The 18,818-nt window shown below is 62.4% G+C and carries 15 protein-coding genes; 10 read left to right on the forward strand and 5 right to left on the reverse strand.

Annotated elements, in window-relative coordinates; translation table 11 throughout:
• Nucleotides 1-371 precede the first annotated feature (371 nt).
• The 4 genes from EDF58_RS26110 to EDF58_RS10960 all read left to right on the forward strand — a co-directional run bounded on the left by EDF58_RS26110 (nucleotide 372) and on the right by EDF58_RS10960 (nucleotide 2,800).
• Nucleotides 372-839, forward strand: coding sequence for an alpha/beta hydrolase (locus EDF58_RS26110; RefSeq protein ID WP_207912921.1), 468 nt, complete (start codon nucleotides 372-374; stop codon nucleotides 837-839).
• Nucleotides 840-915: 76 nt separating this feature from the next.
• Nucleotides 916-2,058, forward strand: a complete 1,143-nt coding sequence (locus EDF58_RS10950; protein WP_243654187.1) for an MFS transporter — start codon at nucleotides 916-918, stop codon at nucleotides 2,056-2,058.
• A gap of 141 nt (nucleotides 2,059-2,199) precedes the next feature.
• The gene (locus EDF58_RS10955; RefSeq protein ID WP_132265397.1) at nucleotides 2,200-2,367 is read left to right on the forward strand and encodes a DUF1328 domain-containing protein; all 168 of its coding nucleotides are present in this window, start codon (nucleotides 2,200-2,202) and stop codon (nucleotides 2,365-2,367) included.
• Between the two features lie 169 nt (nucleotides 2,368-2,536).
• Nucleotides 2,537-2,800 (forward strand): hypothetical protein, encoded by a 264-nt coding sequence (locus EDF58_RS10960; RefSeq protein ID WP_132265399.1) that lies wholly within the window; start codon nucleotides 2,537-2,539, stop codon nucleotides 2,798-2,800.
• Here the strand turns inward: EDF58_RS10960 and EDF58_RS10965 are convergent.
• The gene (locus EDF58_RS10965; protein ID WP_132266140.1) at nucleotides 2,765-3,661 is read right to left on the reverse strand and encodes an AraC family transcriptional regulator; all 897 of its coding nucleotides are present in this window, start codon (nucleotides 3,659-3,661) and stop codon (nucleotides 2,765-2,767) included. The genes EDF58_RS10960 and EDF58_RS10965 overlap by 36 nt on opposite strands.
• 189 nt (nucleotides 3,662-3,850) lie before the next feature.
• On the opposite strand from EDF58_RS10965, the gene EDF58_RS10970 reads away from it, so the two are divergent.
• Nucleotides 3,851-4,582 (forward strand): SDR family oxidoreductase, encoded by a 732-nt coding sequence (locus EDF58_RS10970; RefSeq protein ID WP_132265401.1) that lies wholly within the window; start codon nucleotides 3,851-3,853, stop codon nucleotides 4,580-4,582.
• A 119-nt stretch (nucleotides 4,583-4,701) separates the two neighbouring features.
• Here EDF58_RS10970 and EDF58_RS10975 read toward each other — a convergent pair whose 3' ends face one another.
• A complete protein-coding gene (locus tag EDF58_RS10975) occupies nucleotides 4,702-5,112 on the reverse strand; it encodes a DUF1905 domain-containing protein (protein WP_243654188.1) in 411 nt (136 codons plus the stop codon).
• Between the two features lie 89 nt (nucleotides 5,113-5,201).
• Here EDF58_RS10975 and EDF58_RS10980 point away from each other — a divergent pair, with 89 nt between their 5' ends.
• Together EDF58_RS10980 and EDF58_RS10985 are read left to right on the forward strand one after the other, a co-directional pair.
• Nucleotides 5,202-5,912 carry a TetR/AcrR family transcriptional regulator gene (locus EDF58_RS10980; protein WP_132265405.1) on the forward strand — a complete coding sequence of 237 codons (711 nt, stop codon included), beginning with the start codon at nucleotides 5,202-5,204 and terminating at the stop codon, nucleotides 5,910-5,912.
• A gap of 172 nt (nucleotides 5,913-6,084) precedes the next feature.
• The gene (locus EDF58_RS10985) at nucleotides 6,085-6,402 is read left to right on the forward strand and encodes a hypothetical protein (protein ID WP_132265407.1); all 318 of its coding nucleotides are present in this window, start codon (nucleotides 6,085-6,087) and stop codon (nucleotides 6,400-6,402) included.
• A gap of 157 nt (nucleotides 6,403-6,559) precedes the next feature.
• Here EDF58_RS10985 and EDF58_RS10990 read toward each other — a convergent pair whose 3' ends face one another.
• The 3 genes from EDF58_RS10990 to EDF58_RS11000 form a co-directional block, all read right to left on the reverse strand.
• Complete coding sequence (locus EDF58_RS10990) at nucleotides 6,560-9,901, reverse strand: glycosyl hydrolase (protein WP_132265409.1); 3,342 nt, start codon at nucleotides 9,899-9,901, stop codon at nucleotides 6,560-6,562.
• Between the two features lie 12 nt (nucleotides 9,902-9,913).
• On the reverse strand, nucleotides 9,914-12,226 hold the full coding sequence (locus EDF58_RS10995; RefSeq protein ID WP_132265410.1) for a glycoside hydrolase family 3 N-terminal domain-containing protein: 2,313 nt from the start codon (nucleotides 12,224-12,226) through the stop codon (nucleotides 9,914-9,916).
• Between the two features lie 120 nt (nucleotides 12,227-12,346).
• A complete protein-coding gene (locus EDF58_RS11000) occupies nucleotides 12,347-14,776 on the reverse strand; it encodes a TonB-dependent receptor (protein WP_132265412.1) in 2,430 nt (809 codons plus the stop codon).
• A gap of 417 nt (nucleotides 14,777-15,193) precedes the next feature.
• Between EDF58_RS11000 and EDF58_RS11005 the strand changes: the two genes are divergently transcribed.
• From EDF58_RS11005 to EDF58_RS11015, 3 genes are read left to right on the forward strand one after another with little or no spacing between them, the layout of a single operon-like run.
• Nucleotides 15,194-15,481: a hypothetical protein gene (locus EDF58_RS11005; protein WP_132265414.1), complete on the forward strand. Its 288-nt coding sequence runs from the start codon at nucleotides 15,194-15,196 to the stop codon at nucleotides 15,479-15,481.
• Nucleotides 15,478-17,970, forward strand: coding sequence for a glycoside hydrolase family 2 TIM barrel-domain containing protein (locus EDF58_RS11010; RefSeq protein WP_132265415.1), 2,493 nt, complete (start codon nucleotides 15,478-15,480; stop codon nucleotides 17,968-17,970). The genes EDF58_RS11005 and EDF58_RS11010 overlap by 4 nt, the downstream gene beginning before the upstream one ends.
• 53 nt (nucleotides 17,971-18,023) lie before the next feature.
• Nucleotides 18,024-18,779 carry a FadR/GntR family transcriptional regulator gene (locus tag EDF58_RS11015; RefSeq protein WP_132265417.1) on the forward strand — a complete coding sequence of 252 codons (756 nt, stop codon included), beginning with the start codon at nucleotides 18,024-18,026 and terminating at the stop codon, nucleotides 18,777-18,779.
• The last annotated feature ends 39 nt before the right edge of the window (nucleotides 18,780-18,818 follow it).

Below are 18,818 nucleotides of genomic sequence, written 5' to 3' on the forward strand. Positions count from 1 at the left end.
CAATTCGCAATAGCATAAACGCTGCCTGGAATGTCGGTATCCGTCGGCGGCGATGCTTTCGGGAATGATCGTCTGGGCGAACGAGGGGTTTCCAACTCACTGCTCGCGGTAGCGTAGCGCTTCAGCCATGGTCTCACGTTGCATTATTGAATTTCACTCAGTGCTGCATGTTCATCTTTCAGGCTAATGCATGATGGCGCCCGCGCCTAGATGGTGGCCATGACGATTTTCGTTGCCACACCCACCGGCCTTGCGCCGCCTCGATGCGCAAATTGGCGCTCTGCCAGGCAGACGCATGGCGCCTGAAGCCAATAGCCTTCTCAAAGACAAAGCTCGCGGTGGAGGGGCTCGCTTTCCAATGGAGACATCCCATGCCCAGACACGAGCCGTTCGGACACCAGGCCTGGCACCAGGCCTGGGCGTCTTCAGGAACCCCCCGGCGCTCCATTCTGCAACTCTCTGCCAGCGCAGTTGCACTTGGCTTCCTTCCCTTCACCATCCCATTCGCGGAGGCACAAGACATGTCCAACGGCACAGATAATTTCTACGTGAGTGACCGCGTCACGATCGAGAAAGTCACCTTCAGAAACCAATACGGCATGACCGTCGCCGGCAATCTCTTCATGGCCGACGATCTGGATCGAGGCCGCCGCCACGGCGCCCTTGTCGTAGGCCATCTAATGGGCGCGGTGAAGGAGCAGAGCGCGAACTTCTATGCCACCAGGATGGCGGAGCAGGGCTTCGTCACCAATTGGTCAGGCGCCCCAGCGAACGGTGCCTCTGCCGTGTTGCCGAGCATCGACATGGCACGCGGCAGCAGATCCGCGCATTCAAGGTAAAAGCATGCATGTTCCGATAACCACGACCGCGGATGACGCGGGGCCCGGCGCTGCACCATGGAGTGCAGTTCTGGCAATGACACTGTGTGCTTTCGCGCTGGTGTCGTCGGAGTTTCTTCCGGTCAGCCTCCTTACCCCGATGGCGCGCGACATGATCATCAGCGAAGGGCAGGCCGGACAGGCCATTGCCGCGTCCGGTCTGTTCGCTGTTCTGACCAGCCTTTCGATATCGTCGCTCACGCGCAAGCTCGATCGCAAGCTTGTGATCCTGTGGTTGACGGGGCTTATGATCGTATCCGGCGCCATCGTCGCCTTCGCCCCGAGTTATCCGGTGCTGCTGGCTGGGCGGGCCGTTCTCGGAATCGCAATCGGCGGTTGCTGGTCTATGTCGACGGCAGTGCTCATGCGCATCTCGAATGGAGCGTTTCTTCCACGGGCCATCGCGACGCTTCAGGGCGGAAGTGCATTGGCGACGGCCGTGGCGGCGCCGATGGGCAGTTTGCTCGGCTCTGTCGTGGGCTGGCGCGGCGCATTTTTCTGTCTTGTCCCGCTCGCGGCGCTCGCGCTGATATGGCAGGCAGTCAGCCTTCCCAAGCTTCCTGCCCAGCACGGATCGCGGCAACCGAGCGTCATCACCCTTTTGAGCAAGCCCGGCATTTTCATCGGACTGATCGCCGTAGCTGTCCTATTCATGGGGCAGTTCGCCCTCTTCACCTACCTGCGCCCGTTTCTCGAAACCGTCACCCATGTCGACATATCCTGGCTATCGATCATCCTGCTGTTGATCGGCCTGTCGGGTCTTGCCGGAACGGCCGCCATAGGGCCGCTCGTCGCAATGAACCTGCGCAGGGTGCTCGTGGTCATACCGGCCTTGATGGCTGGCGTTGCCCTTGCATTGGCAAGCTTCGGTGGCTCGTTCTGGCCGACCGTCCTGCTGCTTGCGGCATGGGGCCTGATTGCCACACCGGCGCCGGTAGGATGGTTTACCTGGCTCTCTCAGGTGCTTCCCGATGATGCCGAGGCCGGCGGCGGATTGATGGTCGCTGTCATTCAACTGGCCATCACGCTCGGCGCGACCATGGGCGGCGCCATCTTCGATGCCACCGGCGTGCGGGCCACTTTCGAAGTCAGCGCGGCTCTGCTGGTCCTTGCCGCATTCCTTGCCGCAATGGCTGCGCGTCGAGCCGGGCAACGATCCGAACTCTCGCCAGTCTCCTGACCGATCAACAAGGACATCTACATGCGCGATATCACTGCCGAGGTTTCGTGGAACATCGGGACAGCTTGAAAGTTCTAAAGAACGAGCTGCTCCGAACATGTCGGCGCAGCGTTGGTGTAGTTAGTCTAAGGGAGAGCACTCATGTTTCGCTGGGCAATAATTTTTGCTGTCGTCGCATTGATCGCTGCGCTTCTGGGTTTTGGCGGCGTTGCAGGCCTCTCGGCCAGTCTCGCAAAGGTCTTCCTGCTGGTGGCGGCCGTAATCCTGGTTCTCGGCTTCTTCTTTGGTCGCGGCACAAGGGTACCCTGAAGCTTTTCGGCTCGATGAAACGCTCTGTGTAGAGACGTTTGTTTGGGTCCTGGTAAAGGCCGTGCGGCAGAAGCGCTCATAGCAGCGCTTCTGCCGCACGGCTGTCCGGTATCACTTCTAGGCCAGCTGTTTTGCTGGAATCCAGCATTCAGAGGAACATGAGTTGACTATGCTTGCAATCACGGCTGCAGACCGGGAAGCGGCGAAAACGCTGCGTGAGGCGCTGGCCGAAGTATCCGACTTCTGGCACTGCCCTGGTGACGAGGGAATACTCTGCCAGGTTCTTGCCGCGCATCGTATCCAGGCTGAGCGCCGGCTTTTCGAACAGCTCGCCGGTTCCCTGGTCGTTCCGACGTCAGAACCGAACTTGAAACTGAGCAATTCCGCCCCGGCCCTTTCAGATCACCATCGCCATCTGCGGCTTCGCCCTTAGCCGTCCCATGTCGCGGACGGGCGGGGCGCCGAAGAGTCGACGATATTCGCGGCTGAACTGAGAAGGACTGTCATAGCCGACGCGGAAGCCCGCCTCTGCCGCGTCGAGCCGGTCGGCCAGCATCAGCGCCCGCGCTTCCTGCAACCGCAGCTGCTTTTGATATTGCAGCGGGGTCATGGCGGTGGCGCGGCGGAAGTGGTCATGGAAGCTCGACAGGCTCATGCCGGCCAAAGCGGCAAGGTGCGCACCGCTGAACGGCTCGCGGAAATGGGTCTTGAGCCAGGCGATCGCCTGCGCGATCTGGCCGGTGCGGCTTTCGCCGCTGGCGATGGCTCGCAGCACGCTTCCGCCCGGCCCGGTCATCAGCCGCACCAGCAATTCCCGCTCGATCAGCGGTGCGAGCAGCGGCGCATTCACTGGATCGCTGAGCAATGCCGTCAGCCGCGTCGCCGCGTCGATCAGTTCAGGCGTCATCGGGTGTAACGTCATCCCGCTGCTCTCATCCGCGCCCGCCGGCAGGGGCGGCAGGGTCAGCGCGATCTCCGACAGCAGGGCGGGGTCGAGATAGAGGCAAAAACAGAGATAAGGCGCGTCCGCGCTCGCCTGCGTCACCGCGCCCGTGATGGGCAAGTCGAGCGAGGCGACGAGATAGCTGGCGGGGCCATAGTCTATCACCGCATCGCCCAGCAGCACGCGCTTGCCCCCCTGCGCGATGATGCACAGCGCCGGGCGCTGCACCATATGCACCGGCTCGCCGCGCTGGGCCGAGCGGACCAGCGCCAGTCGAGCGATGGGCGTATCCATGATGCCGTCGCGCTCGGCGTATCGGGCAATCTGCTCAGCCAGTTCCTGATGCGCCATCAACGCTACTTCCTCAGAGGTCGGTAAGATCAGCCTACACGGCTGGCCACGGCCGATCCACCCCGATGCGGGCAATCTGGAATATCGTGCAATCATCCCGGATGACCGTTCTACCGCCTCCCGACCAGATAGCGCCATGTAGAGGGCATCGGATCGATGGTTCGGTCCGCCCGAACAGGAGTGACTATCATGGCTATCGAGGACAAGGTCATCGCGATTACCGGCGCCAGCAGCGGCATCGGCGAAGGCACGGCGCGGCTGCTGGCGGCGCGCGGCGCGAAGCTGATGCTGGGAGCGCGCCGCACCGACCGGCTCGCCGCGCTGGCGGAGGAATTGAACGCAGCGGGAGGCGCGGTAGCCTTCCGGTCGCTCGACGTCACCGACCGCGCCGATTTCGAGGCGTTCATCGCCGCGACGGAGGCCGAATATGGCCGCGTCGATGTGCTGGTCAACAATGCGGGCCTGATGCCGCTGTCGCGCTTCGACAGCCTGAAGGTCGATGAATGGGACCGGATGATCGACGTCAACATCCGCGGCGTCCTGCACGGCATAGCCGCCGCCCTCCCTCGCTTCAAAGGCCAGGGCAGCGGCCAGTTCGTCAACATTTCCTCGATCGGCGGCTATGCCGTGTGGCCGACCTGCGGTGTCTACAGCGCAACCAAATATGCCGTGCGCGCGATCTCCGAAGCGCTGCGCATGGAGCATGACGACATTCGCGTCACCACCATCGCGCCGGGCGTGGTGGAGTCGGAACTTGCCCACACGATCACCGATCCGGTCGCGGCGCAGGCGATGGTCGATTTCCGCTCCATCGCGCTCACCCCGGACGCGATCGCGCGCGCCATCGCCTATGCGGTGGAGCAGCCTGCGGATGTGGACGTCAATACCTTGATCGTGCGGCCGGTTCGCTCAACGATCTGACCGGGATGGGGGGCATCTGCATATTGCCCCCCGTAACTCGCTGCAGCCAAAGTCCTGCCCAGGCGGCCAGTGCGGCAGCTTGCGGAATCCGCCGGGGCCGCAGCGAGCCACCCCTCGCCTTAGATCGTTGGACGCTGCTCATCGAAATCGCGTTTTGCAGTGATTTGGATTTCAACCGTCACTCTGTCGGCGAGATTGATCGAGCCGGTCTTCCTGACCGCTGCCTTGACTGGCAAAAGATAGCTGTCTCCCTTCGGAAAAAGAGAGGTCGTGAACGGGATTTCATTTACGACTGCATGCACGGGCACCACGCCCCAGCCATAGCTGGCTATCCGGGCGGCATAGCGCACCTCATCCACGCAATCGGTGGGCACGGCAACGAAGAAGAAGGGCGCGGGCCCGCGCCATTCGAAGACTTCGCCCACGAAGGCGAAGCGCGCGAGAGGGGAAGTATCGAACGGCATGACGAACCAGACTATGGCAACTAAGGTACGGGCGATAGCCTCGCCGGCACGAACGATAGTCGGCACCCGAGCGTCATTTATCGGAAAGGGGGGCTTCCACGGGAGCGGCGAAGCATTGACGTGCCGGTTGTGCGTCGTCCCAAATCGGTTACCACATGGGCAATCGATATTCCAAAGCGCGGATCACGGCAAAAGTGCAGGACAAGGTGCGGCAATCAGTGGCGGCGAAGGCAGATCAGAAGCCGGTGAGAAGAAGAGGGCGTCCGGTAGCCGCCGATTCCGCCAAGATCACACAGGACATCCTGACCGAAGCCACGCGAATGTTCCTGGAGTTGGGGTATGAAGGCACCTCAATGGATGCCGTTGCCACCAACCTGCGCATTCCGCGCACTACCCTCTACAAGCGCTTTTCAGACAAGGCGGACCTTCTCCAATCCGTGATCGATGCAAAGATTGCATCGTGGTCCGAACTCAACACCAAACGCGATCCGGCGCTGTCGCACGATCTTGTCGAGCAGCTGATCAGCTATGTCGAAGCGATGCTGCTTTGGGGGACAAAGCCCGAAGTTCGCGCCATTACCAGGCTTGCAGGCAATCTGACAGGAACGGCCGGATCGGGGTTCAGCGGCCACAACCAGAAGGGCTACCGCAGCCTCCATGCGCTCATAGCGACTTCAATTCGCGAGTATGGCCCTGCCAGAGGGTTCGAAATGCGCGATCCGGAGGGCGCGGCAGACCTGGTGATGGCCGTGACGGGGGGAACGATCGCCGTACGTCCCGAAGCGGAACCTTTCAAAGACGATGAGGCGAAAGTTGTCGCGAGATCCCTCGTCGAGCGCATTGTCGGCGGGGCGGGGTCCTGGTGATCTGAGATCGAATTCATGATCGCCGTGACGAAATAATACAATGTGTAGCTATATTGACTTGATCGTGGCTCGATCCGATAGTCTGTCTGAACAGCGGATAGATGCATCGAGATGACGGCGCTGGAGCCGCCACGCGCATCGATCCCAGCTCCTGTTCGGGAAAGGATTATCAATGCGCGCACTTCTCTCGGCGGTATTTTTGGCTCTGGCCATGACGGGATCCGTGACGGCCTATGCCGAAACCCCGCCTGCAGCTGCCAAAACCAAAGCTGCCTACAAGGTCCAGGAAACCGACCTCGGCACGATGCTGGATGATCCGGCATCGAAGGCCATTCTGCTCAAGCATATTCCCGAGATCGTCAATAGCCCGCAGATCGAGATGGGCCGCGGAATGACGCTTGCCCAGCTCCAGCAGTTTGCCGGCGATCAGCTCACCGATGAGAAGCTGGCGACCATCCAGACCGAACTCGACGCGGTAAAGCCCAACTGAAGCTGCCGGTTTCAGATCGGTAGGAGCCAGCAAGCTGGCCCCGCAACAAGGGCGGTCCTCGTGCAATTCGGTGGCCGCCCGCACAATTCGTGCCCGATCGAGGGGGTAGGGGACCTCTTTCTCGCCCGTCAGCAGATAGAGGACCTTGTTTTTTGTGCTACTTGCCCGGTTCCCCAGCGCTCTCGGTCAGAATACGCACGGGTCCCAAGAGCCCGGAAGGCCGAAGCTTCGACGTCTTGCTGTAGGCCGGAAACGCGGTCCAGGCGACTTTTGTGGCACCCGGCTGCTGGTCACCGATCAGGCGGTTCACCCATAGATTGGCGACCTTGACCTCAAGCCGGTTGGTCCCTGACTGCAGGAACGGCGTGGCCTCGATCCTGAAAGGCGCATGCCAGACGCAGCCCACGCGTTTCCCATTGATCGAGATTTCCGCCACGTCGCGTGCATCACCGAGATCGATCCATACCTTCTGACCAGGGCGCCATCCTTTTGGCGCGGGCATCGCTACCGAGTAAGTGGCCACCCCGGAAAAATAGCGTACTCCGGGATCCGCGTCTTCGCTCAGCGATGAAAGGGTGTCTATCGCCAGGCCTGCCGGTGCCCCGCGATCAGGCTCGAAGTGGATACGCCATCCCTTGTCGAGCTGTTCGGCCGTATGTAGCGTTGGAGATGACACCGTTGCGGCGTTTGCCTGGGCGGGTTTGCGGAAGACGACGAACACCGCATCCTCGCTTGCGAGCTGGAGCGGAACAATCGTATGATCGCCTTCGATCCGGTAGGAAACCGGTTCGCTTTTTCCGGTGGTTGCGCGCCAGAGCTCGGGCAGCTTCCCGGTGATCCGAAAGCGTGCTTCCACATTCTCAGCGCGGTCCTTGCGGTTGCTGACGAAGTAAACATCCCCATCGGCAAGCCGACGATGCTGGAAGAGGAGCGAACGGCCTTCCTCGCCTGGGTAATCGAAATCAGGAACAGCGCCGATCGAGCCCAGAGCCGAGGCCAAGTCTTGACCTGCAACAACCTTGCCGCGACCGATCCGGGTGACAGCGCTGCCGAGCCACAACTTCTTCACGAGGGCATCGAAGGCTGCGGGATCGTCGGCGAGGCTGGGTGAAGCGACCGGTGCTTCACCGACGATCGTCGCGCCCTGTTCCGCCAGATCGGCAAGGCGCTGAAGCACGGGCAGCGTCATGAACCGGCTCGATCCGCCGAGGAAGAGCACTCGATAGCGCGCTCCGCTGGGCATCACGAGATCGGATCCGTCGACCGAGGCGAGGCGGAGGAGAGCGTCGGTGTTGAGGAAATCGTAGCCGTATTGCCGCGGCACTTCGCTGGGCAGCCCGCCGGCAAAGAGGCTCGTCAGAGGGGCTTCCTCACCATAGAAGTAGGCGACATCGGCAACGCCATGCCCCTGCTGTAGCATGTAGGCACTGCGGGCGATGTAATCGATCCATGGCTTTGCCAGTTCGGCCCAGGTTTCATGGCGCGTGAAGTATTGCCCGAACATGCCGAGCGAAAGGCCTGGGACTTTATCGTCGACGGGTTGGTGCACTGACGTGTGGATGACGGGGCGGTTGATCCCGAGCGCGAATTCATAGTCGATGATCGACTTCAGCTCGTTGGGGCCGGTGGCCCAGGGCATCATGATCGAGGTCAGCGATTCAGCTGCGGCGATGTTCTGCCCGTAGACATGCGCAACCGAAGCGGCGCCTTTGACATCGGCGACGAAGGCGCCGGGCATTGTTGCATTACGCGGGACATACCACATTGCCGCCATGGGATAACTTGCGAAGCTACGCATCTGCATATCGTCGCCGAGCGTGCTGCGGGCATTCTCCACGGCTTCGCCATATGTCGTCAGGCCGTTTTCCCGGGCGACCTTGGCAATCGTTCCATAGTGCTCGGTTGCATGAAGCTCGCCGATCGTCCGGCGAAAGTCGTAAAGGAAAGCATCGCTTTGCTGGCGTGAGCCGACGATGGCGCCGGTGAGTACCGGAAGCCACGGCGTCAGTTCATAGCCGCGCAGGCGGCGAAATTGGGCGGCCATGTCGCCGGTCCAATTGAATGGACCGACCTCGGTGGAGTCGTTGACCAGCGCCCGCACACCGGCCTCGCCAAACAGCGAAGCACCGGCAGCGGTGCGATAGGTTTCAAAATAGTGCTCAAGATAGCGGCGCACCGCGCCGGCATCCATCTTGTCCACCTCAAGTCCGGTGGCTTCCGCGCTCGCGGGATGGTTGGCCTTGCCGATCAGGGACCAACCAAGCCGAACGATTCGCCATGTCCCGGCAGGCGGCTTCCAGTCAATCGTACCATCGGGACGGATGTTGTCCGTCAGATCGATCACGTCGCGCGATTTCAACGCCGAAGCATCCGCGTTTACGCCCGTATCGAGGGCATAGAAGTCGGATACTGTCGAGAAGCCCGCTTTCGCCTCGAACATATTGACCCGGTCCTCGGACGAGAGGCTCAGTTCGCGGATCTCAAGTTTAGGCGGAACGCCGCTACCGAAAGCCGCGCGCGCGCCTTCGCGCTGGGCAAACACCACGCGGAAATGGGTCGCAGTCGTGGCAGCGAAGCCGACCGTGCTGGGGGCGTCACTGACCGGGATATCGATAACCTTGGTCCAGGACTGCCCATCGGTGCTAGATTCAAGGCGAGGAAGAAGGCCTGGCCCGCGGGGATTGGGTGCGATACCGGGCACAAACAACGTCAGCGAGCGAACGGTCTGCGGTTTGTCGAAAGCGAGCGAGACGATCGCTGGATTGTCCCGGCTGCCGGTCTTTATCGTCGCAGATGTGGTGAGCCGGTCATCGGACAAGGCCGCGGCGTCGATATCCGATCCGTCGGACCCTCGATAATGCGCGGGAGAAAGACCCCGCGTGTTGCCAAGGCGATAGGCAAAGGTCGCGATGTCCTCGTAGTGCGCCGGCGCATTGGCAAGCTCACCAGGAAGATCACGGTAGGGTCCGGTCGTGTTGCGTGGAGCGGGAGCCATAAGCGGGCCGCGCGGACGTCCTGTGACCACTGTTTCGCTCCAGGAGAGCTTTTTCATGCCGTCTTCCGGGCGAACCCATGGCCCGCCAGTTTCCGACCAGCCCGGCGACGAGGCGATGCCGAGTTCAAGGCCGAGCTTGTCGGCCGTTGAAGCGGCCACCCTGAAAGCGCGTTGCCAATCCGGGCTCATGTAAGGGAGACGTTTGGCGACGACTTGCGGCGTATCCTGGTTTGCATCGAAATTCTGGACGCCGCCAAGGCCGATCCGGCTCATCCACTCGAGCTCCTTGCGAATCCCCTCCTCGGTGATGTTGCCGTTCATCCAGTGCCACCATACGCGGGGGCGCGCAGAAACGGGTGGCGCGCGGAACTCCGTTTCCATGGTGTCAGCAGATGCCGAGGCCGCTGCGGTGACCGGCGCCTCGGCATGGGCTACCGAGGCAAACCAGATCGCTCCAAGCGCGCTGGCGGCGAGTAGCGAGCTTCGTGGGACGCTGCGGTTCATGTCAAAAGTCCCTTATCTTCCACCTACCTCGAACGATCCACCGAGCGATGCCGTGGAATCGCCGCCAACCCAGACCTCGAAGTCCGAGCTGTCCTCGATCCAGCTCCGCGTGGCGTCGCTCCAGTAGCGCAGGTCTTCCGGACTGAGCGTGAAGGTGAGCGTCCGCTTCTCGCCCGGCTTCAGGGTCACGCGCTCGAAGCCCTTGAGTTGGCGGACCGGCCGGGAGGAGGTGCCGTGCTTTTGATGAATGTAGAGCTGCGCCACTTCATCGCCGCTTCGCGGACCGCTATTGGCGACATCGACAGTGATGTTCACCGGACTGCCGGGCGCTACCTTGGGCGTAAGCACCTTCAGGTTGGAGTAGGCGAAGCTCGTGTAGCTGAGCCCGAAGCCGAAGGGCCAGGCAGGTTCGTTGCTCCCTTCCTGATAGCGCTTGGCGGCATCGGTCGGATCGTGGGAGGGCAGGCGCGCGTAAGTCATAGGGGCCTGGGCGGCGCTGCGGACCCAGCTGATCGGCAATTTGCCGCCGGGCACGGCATCGCCGAACAGCAGGTTTGCGGCGGCAGCTGCTCCCTGGCTGCCGGGATACCAGATGTCGAGGATCGCCGCGGCCTTGCTGTCCTGCACTGCGAGCGGACGGGCGCTCATCAGGACGACGATCACCGGCTTGCCGGTGGCCACCACCGCGTCCAGCAACTCCTTCTGGCGTCCGGGCAAGTCGAAACTCGCCCGCGAGGCCTTCTCGCCGCTCATGTTCTGCGCCTCGCCGAGCACCAGAATGGCGGCGTCCGACTGGCGAGCCAAGGCGACCGACTTTGCAATCTCCGCGTCTTCGTCGATGGGTTCGGGCTTGGTCCGCTTGCCGTCCATCATGTCGAAAGGCGAGGGGTTCACGCGTGCGGGAATGCGGACACCTTCGGAATAAGACACGGTGACGCCTTGCCCGACTTTCGCGCGGATACCGGCCAGCAGGCTTTCGGCGCTGGGGTTGTTCATCGAGAAAATCCACGGGCCGAGCATGTCACGCTGGGAATCCGCAAGCGGCCCGATCACGGCGAGCGACCGGACTTTCTTGCGGTCGAGCGGCAACAGACCGCCTTCGTTGCGCAGCAGTACGGCCGACCGCTCGGCAGCCGCGCGGGCGGCGTCGGCGTGGGCCGGATCGGCGAGGACTTTGGCAGCGCGTGCTTCATCGACATAGGGGTTTTCGAACAAGCCCATGCGGAACTTCGCGGCGAGGACCGGTCGTACCATGGCATCGAGTTCAGCGGTGGTCAGCTTGCCCTCGGTGATGGCGGCCGCGAGCGAAGGCATGTGCGCCTTCTGCCCCGGCGGCACCATTTCCATGTTCGTGCCGGCCGAGATCGCCTTGACGGCAGCCTCGGTTCCATCCTTTGCAATGCCATGTGTCCTGAGGGCATCGACGCCGCCGGCATCGCTGACCACCCAGCCCCTGAAGCCCCACTCGGTGCGCAGTGTGTCGGTCAGCAGCCGGTGGTTCCCGGCTGCGGGCACGCCGTTGAGCGCCATGTAGGCGGCCATGATGTTGCCCGCGCCCGCGTCTATCGCGGCCTTGAATGGTGGCAGGTAGAAGTTGTGAAGCTGGTTTTCCGAGATTTCCGACTGGTCGTAGTCACGCCCGCCCATGGCAGCGCCATAGCCTGCGAAATGCTTTGGTCCGGCAATGATGTGACTGGGCGCGCCGATGTACGACCCCTGGAATCCCCGGACTTGCGCGGCGGCCATGGCCGATCCCAGGTACGGATCCTCGCCCGCGCCCTCGACGATGCGGCCCCAGCGGGCATCGAGGGCCACGTCGACATTGGGCGCGAAAGTCCAATGAATGCCTACCGCCCGCGCCTCCTGCGCCGCTACTGCCTGCGATCGTTCGACCAGCTTCGGATCCCACGATGCCGCCATTGCGAGGGGCACGGGAAAGATCGTGTGAAGGCCATGAATGACATCGAAGCCCACCAGCAGAGGGATCTTCAGGCGGGTCTGCTCGACGGCCATCTTCTGCGCGCGATTGAGCAGTTTGGGATCGGTCGTGAAAAGGATCGAGCCAGCCTTGCCGGCGGCAATCTGATCGTCCACGCCTTTGGCCATTGCCGGAATCTGGGCAAAATAGAAGAACTGACTGAGCTGGCCGGCCTTCTCCTCGGCGGTCATCTTTGCCAGGAGCGCCTCGACGCGGGCGTCGATGGCGGCGTCGTTTGCCGGAAGCTGGGAGGATGAGGGCTTGGGCGCCGCTTGCGCGTCAGCCGGGTGAATAAGCGCGCTGCCCAGCAGCAGGCTGGCCGCGAACTTTGCTGCAATACGGCGCATTTCGAGATCCTCCTGATAGGGCGTCGAAGCGCGCCCGTGATTTTTGCGTCTGGCTGTGAACGACAAGAGGGCGGGTGATCTTGGATCACCCGCCCAGGTCGGAGGTTCGGTTCGCGCCAATCAGCGCGAACCGAACGAGAACCTTACATTGAGGCCGAACTCGCGCGGCGGCGTCATGGTGATGCCGGTGTAAGTGCTGGTCGTCGTCGCGGCGGTTGGCCCGGTGAGGATCGGGCCGTTCGGTCCGAACCCGCCGAAGCCGAGTTGCTGGTAGCTGGTCGAAAGCGGGCTGGTGCGGGAAAGCGCCTTTTCCACTTCGAACAGGTTCTTGGCGTAGAGCGAAACCTCCCACATTCCCTTGGGATCGCGAATTCCCGCGTAGAGATTGACCAGGGCATAGTCGCCGACGTTGTCGTAGATGTTGGTGGGATCGCTCTGGGATTTGCCGTTGTAGGTCACCAAACCGCGAAGGTAGCCATCAAACCTATTGGAAATCGGAAGGCTGTATTCGCTCTGGAGCGTGGCCGAGAAGGGGGGCTGGAAAGCGGAACGCTGCGTCACCTGGCAGGTGGCCAGGTTCTCGGAGCCGACTGCGGCCTGAAGCTGCGCAAGTGATGGTGCCGACAGGACGTTGTCGGGCACACCGTCGCCATTGAGGTCGTTGCAGGGAACCGTGCCGTTCTTGATCTTGCCGAGCGAATAGCTGGCGAGCAGGCCCATCGTCCAGCGATCGGAGATATCGAAGGAGAGATCGCCTTCCACGCCGTTCACTTCGACAGGGACAGCGCCCACGAAGTTGAACTGGCCGACTTCCTGATGGATGCCGGTAACCTGTCCGGCGCTGTTCCTGTCCGCCACGGTATTGACGTAGTAGACGCCGTTGGACACGCGGTAGGGGTAGTTCTTGAACTTCTGATGGTAACCGGTGACGTTGAAACGCATCCGACCGCCCATGAGCGTGCTCTTGAAACCGACTTCATAAGACTTCGAGGTTTCGGCAGGAAGGTTGGTGAAGCTCTTTTCGGTAGCCGAGGGCAGGATGTTGAAATCGCCGACCACGTTGATGCCCGGCCGCCAGGAACTGCCGGTGCTGGCGTAGACCATGAGATTGGGCGTGATGTTTTGCTTGATGGAACCGGTATAGATCCACTTCTTGGCATCCTGCCCATCGGTGGAGACGGTATTGCCGCCCACAACCAGCGTATTTTCCGAATTGTAGTCGATATGCCTGAGGCCGCCGGATACTTCGGTGGAATCGGTTACGTGAAGCGTCAGATTACCGAAAATCGATTGCTCGTGATTGCCGCCGAAGCGGCCGATCGGTGTCGTGACAGCAGTCGCAAGGCCGCCGCCGAACAGGAGCGGCAGGCGAACCGCCGTGCTGCGCAGGAGATCCGTCGGCGCGTCGTTTTTCTGGTCGAAGAAGCCGACAACGTAGTCGACCATGCCGAACAGGCGTTCCTGGTTCTGCAGGCGGACTTCATGGGACGTCGACTTGGTGCGGGTGTGGGTCGCCTGGAAGATCGTATCGCCGGGGAACACCACTGCGGAATCGAGGGAAGTGCTGGCGTGGACGTTCTGGGTATAGTGCTGGCCCTGATAGATCAGGGTCTGGCCGGCCAGGTTCGCTTCGGCACGCCAGTTGTAGATGTTGTAGACCTGCTTGATCCGGCGCGGCTCGACCTGATCGGTGCGCCGGTCGCTCGTATCGATGTAGACCGGGCTTGGTGCGGCATCGGGATTGACCTCGCTGAAGGAGGCGACCTGATCGTATCCCACCGCATTGCGCTGCATATGCTGATAGACGCCTTCGAACCTCAGCCAGTCGGTGGGCTGGATCAGGCCGCTGACGCGTCCGGCGCGGGTACGGGCGAAGGGATCGCGGCCGCCATAGCTGGTGTCGAGCGGCTTGACGCGGTTGTCCTCGTTCTCGTCCCAGACGCCGGCGACACGAATGGCGGCGATGCCCTCGATGACGGGCAGGTTGAGCGCGGCCTTGATATTCTGCGTGCCGATGTCGTTGGCCGTCATGTCGACCGTGCCGCCAACGGTATAGAGATCGGGCTTGCGACTGGCGACCGTGATCGATCCCGAGGGCGAGGCGCGTCCGCGCAGCGTGCCCTGGGGACCGCGCTGGACTTCGATCTGGCCGATATCGAACATCTGCTGGAGAACGATGCCCGCCACGATCGGCGCGTCGTTCATGTAGAATTCGACAGTGGAGTTGAAGCCGCTGGCATTCACGTCGAAATTGACGCCGCGCATCTTGGCGCTGCCGCCGACGCCGTTGGATTCCGTTGTCAGTTCCAGGCCGGGAACGAGTGTCTGAACTTCCTTGAAGTCGCGGATATTGAGCTTCGCGATCTCTTCGGACGTCACGGTATCGATGACTGCGGGGACATCCTGAACGTCCTCGTCGCGGCGGCGCGCCTGGACGATGATGACGTCCGCGGCGTTTTCGGCGGCCGGCGCCGATTGCGCCCATGCAGGCGTCGCCACGGCGAACAAGCTGGTGGACGCCAGCAGCAGGTTGCATCCTGTCTTGATCATATTCCCTCCCGTTTTTTGTTTTCTTGCTCGCAGCAAGCGCTCACGCAGGACCGCGGTCAAAGGCGAAGGTCCTCGCTCCGGATGCCCGCCTCAGCTTGGGACCGGGCGCGATCGATCTTCGCAATGGCTGCGGCAAATCCGATGGTTCCATCGTCCTCTTCCCGTCCCGGAGCTGGCTTGACATGCCGTCCTTGCCACTTAAAACAACACACCGTTGCTATTTAGACAAGGCACAAAATAAGCCCGAGCCCATCGGGGGGGCGATGATCGCGGCGACCGAGAAAGCAGGAGAGCACCGATGGATCAGCGCACATGGCGCGCAGGCCTGGTTGCGCAGCGCCATGCGCTGCGGCCACCGCTCGTTGAAGCGACGCTCGCACTGCCGTTTCAAGCCAATTCCATGAGAGGATGACCAATTTGGACGCGCCACTTTATCCGCCTGCGAAGGCCTACGATCCGCCGCGCAGGCTTCCCCGGATACTCAGTTCGCGAGAGACGCCGATCGCTATCCTGCAGTCGAACCCGGCCGCCTGGGCGATCGTCAACAAGCAGATTCCGGGAATGGATCGGCGCATCGGCAATGAGATGATCAAGCCGCACCTTGGCAACTTCTCGCTCGAATCGCTGCTCGTCTTCGGGGTTGTGCAGCGGGAGCCTCTGGCACGGATCGATGCCGAACTGGCCAGGCTGGGAGAGGTCATGTGAGCTTCGAATTCGACACCAATCGGCGCCAGGCGCTCATGGTCGCAGGAGCCGGTGCCGTCTTTCCCATGGTCGGCGCGGCTGCGGCAAAACCACCTGTTTTATCACAGCGAGCAAGCTGGCCGCTGCGGGATATTCCGTTCGACGATGGCTGGAAATTCCATCGCGGTGGCGGGGATGGTTTCGAACAGGCCGGCCTCGATGACAGTACATGGCGCGTCGTTGACCTGCCGCATGACTGGGGTGTCGAGGATGTGCTTGGCGGCGCCGAGCCGGCCCAGATCGGCCCGTTCGACAAGACAGCCGTTGGCAAAGGCGCGACCGGCTTCACCGTTGGCGGTGAGGGTTGGTATCGCAAGCGTTTCAGCGTTGCCGGCTATGCTCCCGATGCGCGCATCGAACTGACGTTCGATGGGATCTATCTCGAAAGCGACGTGTTCCTGAACGGCCATCCGGTCTCCAGCAACGTGAATGGCTATATCCCGTTCGCCATCGATCTCACGCCCTATCTCGACCGCAAGGGCGACAATGTCGTGGCGGTTCGGGTTCGCAACGAAGGGCGCAACACCCGCTGGTACGCCGGGTCGGGCATCTATCGGCAGGTGACGCTCGATGTGCTGCCAAGCCTGTGCCGGATCGCGCGATGGGGCGTTGCGGCCTGGACTCGCCGGTTCGCAGACGGACGGGCCGAGGTCGATCTGACGACATCGCTCGAAGGCGAGGCGGCGGGCTACGAAATCATCACCCGCCTCATCGATGCCGAAGGTCGTACTGCCGCGCAAGGTCGTGTGGCTGCGGGAAGCGAAGTACGCCAGACGCTCACGCTTCAGGGCCCCCGGCTTTGGTCGCCCGATCATCCGAACCTCTATCGGCTCGAAACCGAGCTGCGCCGCGGTGACAAGGTCGTCGACAGGTTGGAGCAGCCCTTCGGTGTCCGTATCGTGACTTTCGATCCCGCACGCGGGATGGCGATCAACGGCGAGGTCATCAAGCTGCGGGGCGGCTGTGTCCATCATGACAACGGACTGCTGGGCGCCTGCGCGTTTCGCGATGCCGACGAGCGGCGGATCCGCCTGCTGAAGCAGCGCGGTTTCAACGCCATCCGCAGTTCGCACAATCCTGCCTCGCGCAGCCTCAGGGAAACTTGCGATCGTCTGGGCATGCTGATGATCGAGGAGGCCTTCGACGCCTGGCACGAGCACAAGGAGCCCCAGGACTTCTCGGTTCATTTCCGGGAGCACTGGGAAGAGGTGATCCGGGGCATGGTTCTGCCCGCCCGGAACAGCGCCTCGGTCATCATGTGGAGCATCGGTAACGAAATCCCTTTCCGTGCCAGCGACGAAGGCGTCGAATGGGAATGGAAACTTGCCAATGCGGTGAAAACGCTGGATCCGACCCGGCCGGTGACCGCCGGGCTCAATGGCGTCCTGGGGCAGGAGATGATCGCCGGAGCCGATACAGCGCGTCCGGGATTTGCCGGAAAGGTCGATAACGCCTCCACGATGTTCCTCGACGTGCCGGGGTACAACTACCGGCTCGATGACATCGAACGCGAGCATTCCAGCCACCCCGAGCGGGTCGTCTATGGCTCCGAGACTTTCGCGCGCGAGGTCTTCGACTACGCTGCGCTGATGGACCGCGCGCCCTATTTCCTCGGCGAGTTCCTGTGGACAGCGATGGACTACATCGGCGAGGCGGGGATCGGCGCGACGGCATTCCTGAAGAATGGCAGCCTGCCTTATTACTTCGCGGCGTGGCCCTGGGTGAACGCCTGGTGCGGCGATCTCGACCTGATCGGATGCCAGAAAGCCTCTTCGCTGGCGCGCGACGTTGCATGGGGCCTGGCTCCTGTCACCATGACGGTGCAGCGGCCCGCACCTGATGGAACCTTCCCCTGGACCGCCAACTGGGGCTGGCCGGACGAGCTGGCGAGCTGGAACTGGGACGACCACAAAGACAAACCCCTCAAGGTGCGCGTCTATACGGCCGGCGACAAAGTCCAGGTGATCCTCAACGGTCAGGTGGTCGGTGAGAAAGCGCTGGCAGCCGGCGACAAGATGACGGCGGAACTGCCCGTGCCCTACGCGGCCGGCACACTCGAAGCCGTCGCCTGGAAAAACGGCAAGGTCATTGGCCGAACGCACCTGGAAACCGTAGGCGAGGCAGTATCCTTGCGGGTGTCGGCCGAGCCGCCGTCCCAGCGCCGTGGCCGCGATGCGCTCGCCTATCTCAAGATCGAGGTGGTGGATGCCAAGGGACGGGTTCTGCCTGACGACATGCGGCCGGTGACCCTCGCGCTGGAAGGCTCCGGCGAACTCGCCGCCTTTGGCAGCGCCAATCCGCAGGCCGTGGGCTCGCTGAAAGCCAGCCACACCACGACCTTCAGGGGGAAGGCGCTCGCGATCCTGCGAGGCCGAGGCAAGGGAGCGCTCCGGATCACAGCCCATTCGCCGGGGCTTCGCGCGGCCAATGCAAGGGTCGCCTTCGAATAGGCCCGGCAAACGCCGGACACGTCGGAACGCCGTGAGGGAGAGGGAACCACGCCATGAATGCCATCGCACGAAGTGCTGACGCGGAAATATCCGGCGGCGCGAATATCAGAAGTTCCGGGCGCCGGCTCAATGGATCGGTCGTACAGAAGATCGGCCGGGACATCGTGTCCGGCTACTATCCGCCCGGCTCCATACTCTACGGGGAGGTCGTTTTCGCGCAGGAACTCGACGTGTCGCGCAGCGCCTATCGCGAGTCCTTGCGGGTATTGTCGGCCAAGGGTCTCATCGAAAGCAGGCCCAAGGCGGGTACGCGCGTTCTTCCGCGAGAATGCTGGAATGTTCTCGATCCCGATGTTCTGGAATGGGCCTTTACCGGCAAGCCCGATTTCGGGTTCATCCGCGACATCTTCGAACTCCGCGGGCTGATCGAACCCGCGGCCGCCGGTCTTGCCGCCCAGCGGCGTTCGCGCGAAGATGTACAGGCTCTGCGTCGATCGATCGACGCGATGCGCGGCCATACTCTGGCGAGCGAACCAGGTCGCCACGCGGACCGCGATTTTCACCAGACGATCCTGAAGGCCACCGGTAACGGGGCGCTGATGGTCCTGACCGCCAGCGTTGGAGCAGCCGTCAGGTGGACGACCCAGTTCAAGCAGCAGGCGCGAACATTGCCGCGCAATGCCATCCCCGAGCACGTCGAAGTGTGCGAGGCCATCGCTGCCCGGGACTCCAGGCGCGCCTCGGAAAGCATGAACCGTTTGATCGAGCAGGCCCTCGAAGACACCAGAAACGCGGTGGAAGCTTTGTGACTATGCGCTCACTTCTCCGCGTTTCGGTCCGTGCTTTCC

The organism is Novosphingobium sp. PhB57 (assembly GCF_004342985.1).
Classification (GTDB): Bacteria; Pseudomonadota; Alphaproteobacteria; order Sphingomonadales; family Sphingomonadaceae; genus Novosphingobium.

Coding starts and splice junctions, on each gene's coding strand:
- EDF58_RS26110 (WP_207912921.1), top strand. CDS start 372: ATGCCCAGACACGAGCCGTTCGGACACCAGGCCTGGCACCAGGCCTGG.
- EDF58_RS10950 (WP_243654187.1), top strand. CDS start 916: ATGACACTGTGTGCTTTCGCGCTGGTGTCGTCGGAGTTTCTTCCGGTC.
- EDF58_RS10955 (WP_132265397.1), top strand. CDS start 2,200: ATGTTTCGCTGGGCAATAATTTTTGCTGTCGTCGCATTGATCGCTGCG.
- EDF58_RS10960 (WP_132265399.1), top strand. CDS start 2,537: ATGCTTGCAATCACGGCTGCAGACCGGGAAGCGGCGAAAACGCTGCGT.
- EDF58_RS10965 (WP_132266140.1), bottom strand. CDS start 3,661: ATGGCGCATCAGGAACTGGCTGAGCAGATTGCCCGATACGCCGAGCGC.
- EDF58_RS10970 (WP_132265401.1), top strand. CDS start 3,851: ATGGCTATCGAGGACAAGGTCATCGCGATTACCGGCGCCAGCAGCGGC.
- EDF58_RS10980 (WP_132265405.1), top strand. CDS start 5,202: ATGGGCAATCGATATTCCAAAGCGCGGATCACGGCAAAAGTGCAGGAC.
- EDF58_RS10985 (WP_132265407.1), top strand. CDS start 6,085: ATGCGCGCACTTCTCTCGGCGGTATTTTTGGCTCTGGCCATGACGGGA.
- EDF58_RS10990 (WP_132265409.1), bottom strand. CDS start 9,901: ATGAACCGCAGCGTCCCACGAAGCTCGCTACTCGCCGCCAGCGCGCTT.
- EDF58_RS10995 (WP_132265410.1), bottom strand. CDS start 12,226: ATGCGCCGTATTGCAGCAAAGTTCGCGGCCAGCCTGCTGCTGGGCAGC.
- EDF58_RS11000 (WP_132265412.1), bottom strand. CDS start 14,776: ATGATCAAGACAGGATGCAACCTGCTGCTGGCGTCCACCAGCTTGTTC.
- EDF58_RS11015 (WP_132265417.1), top strand. CDS start 18,024: ATGAATGCCATCGCACGAAGTGCTGACGCGGAAATATCCGGCGGCGCG.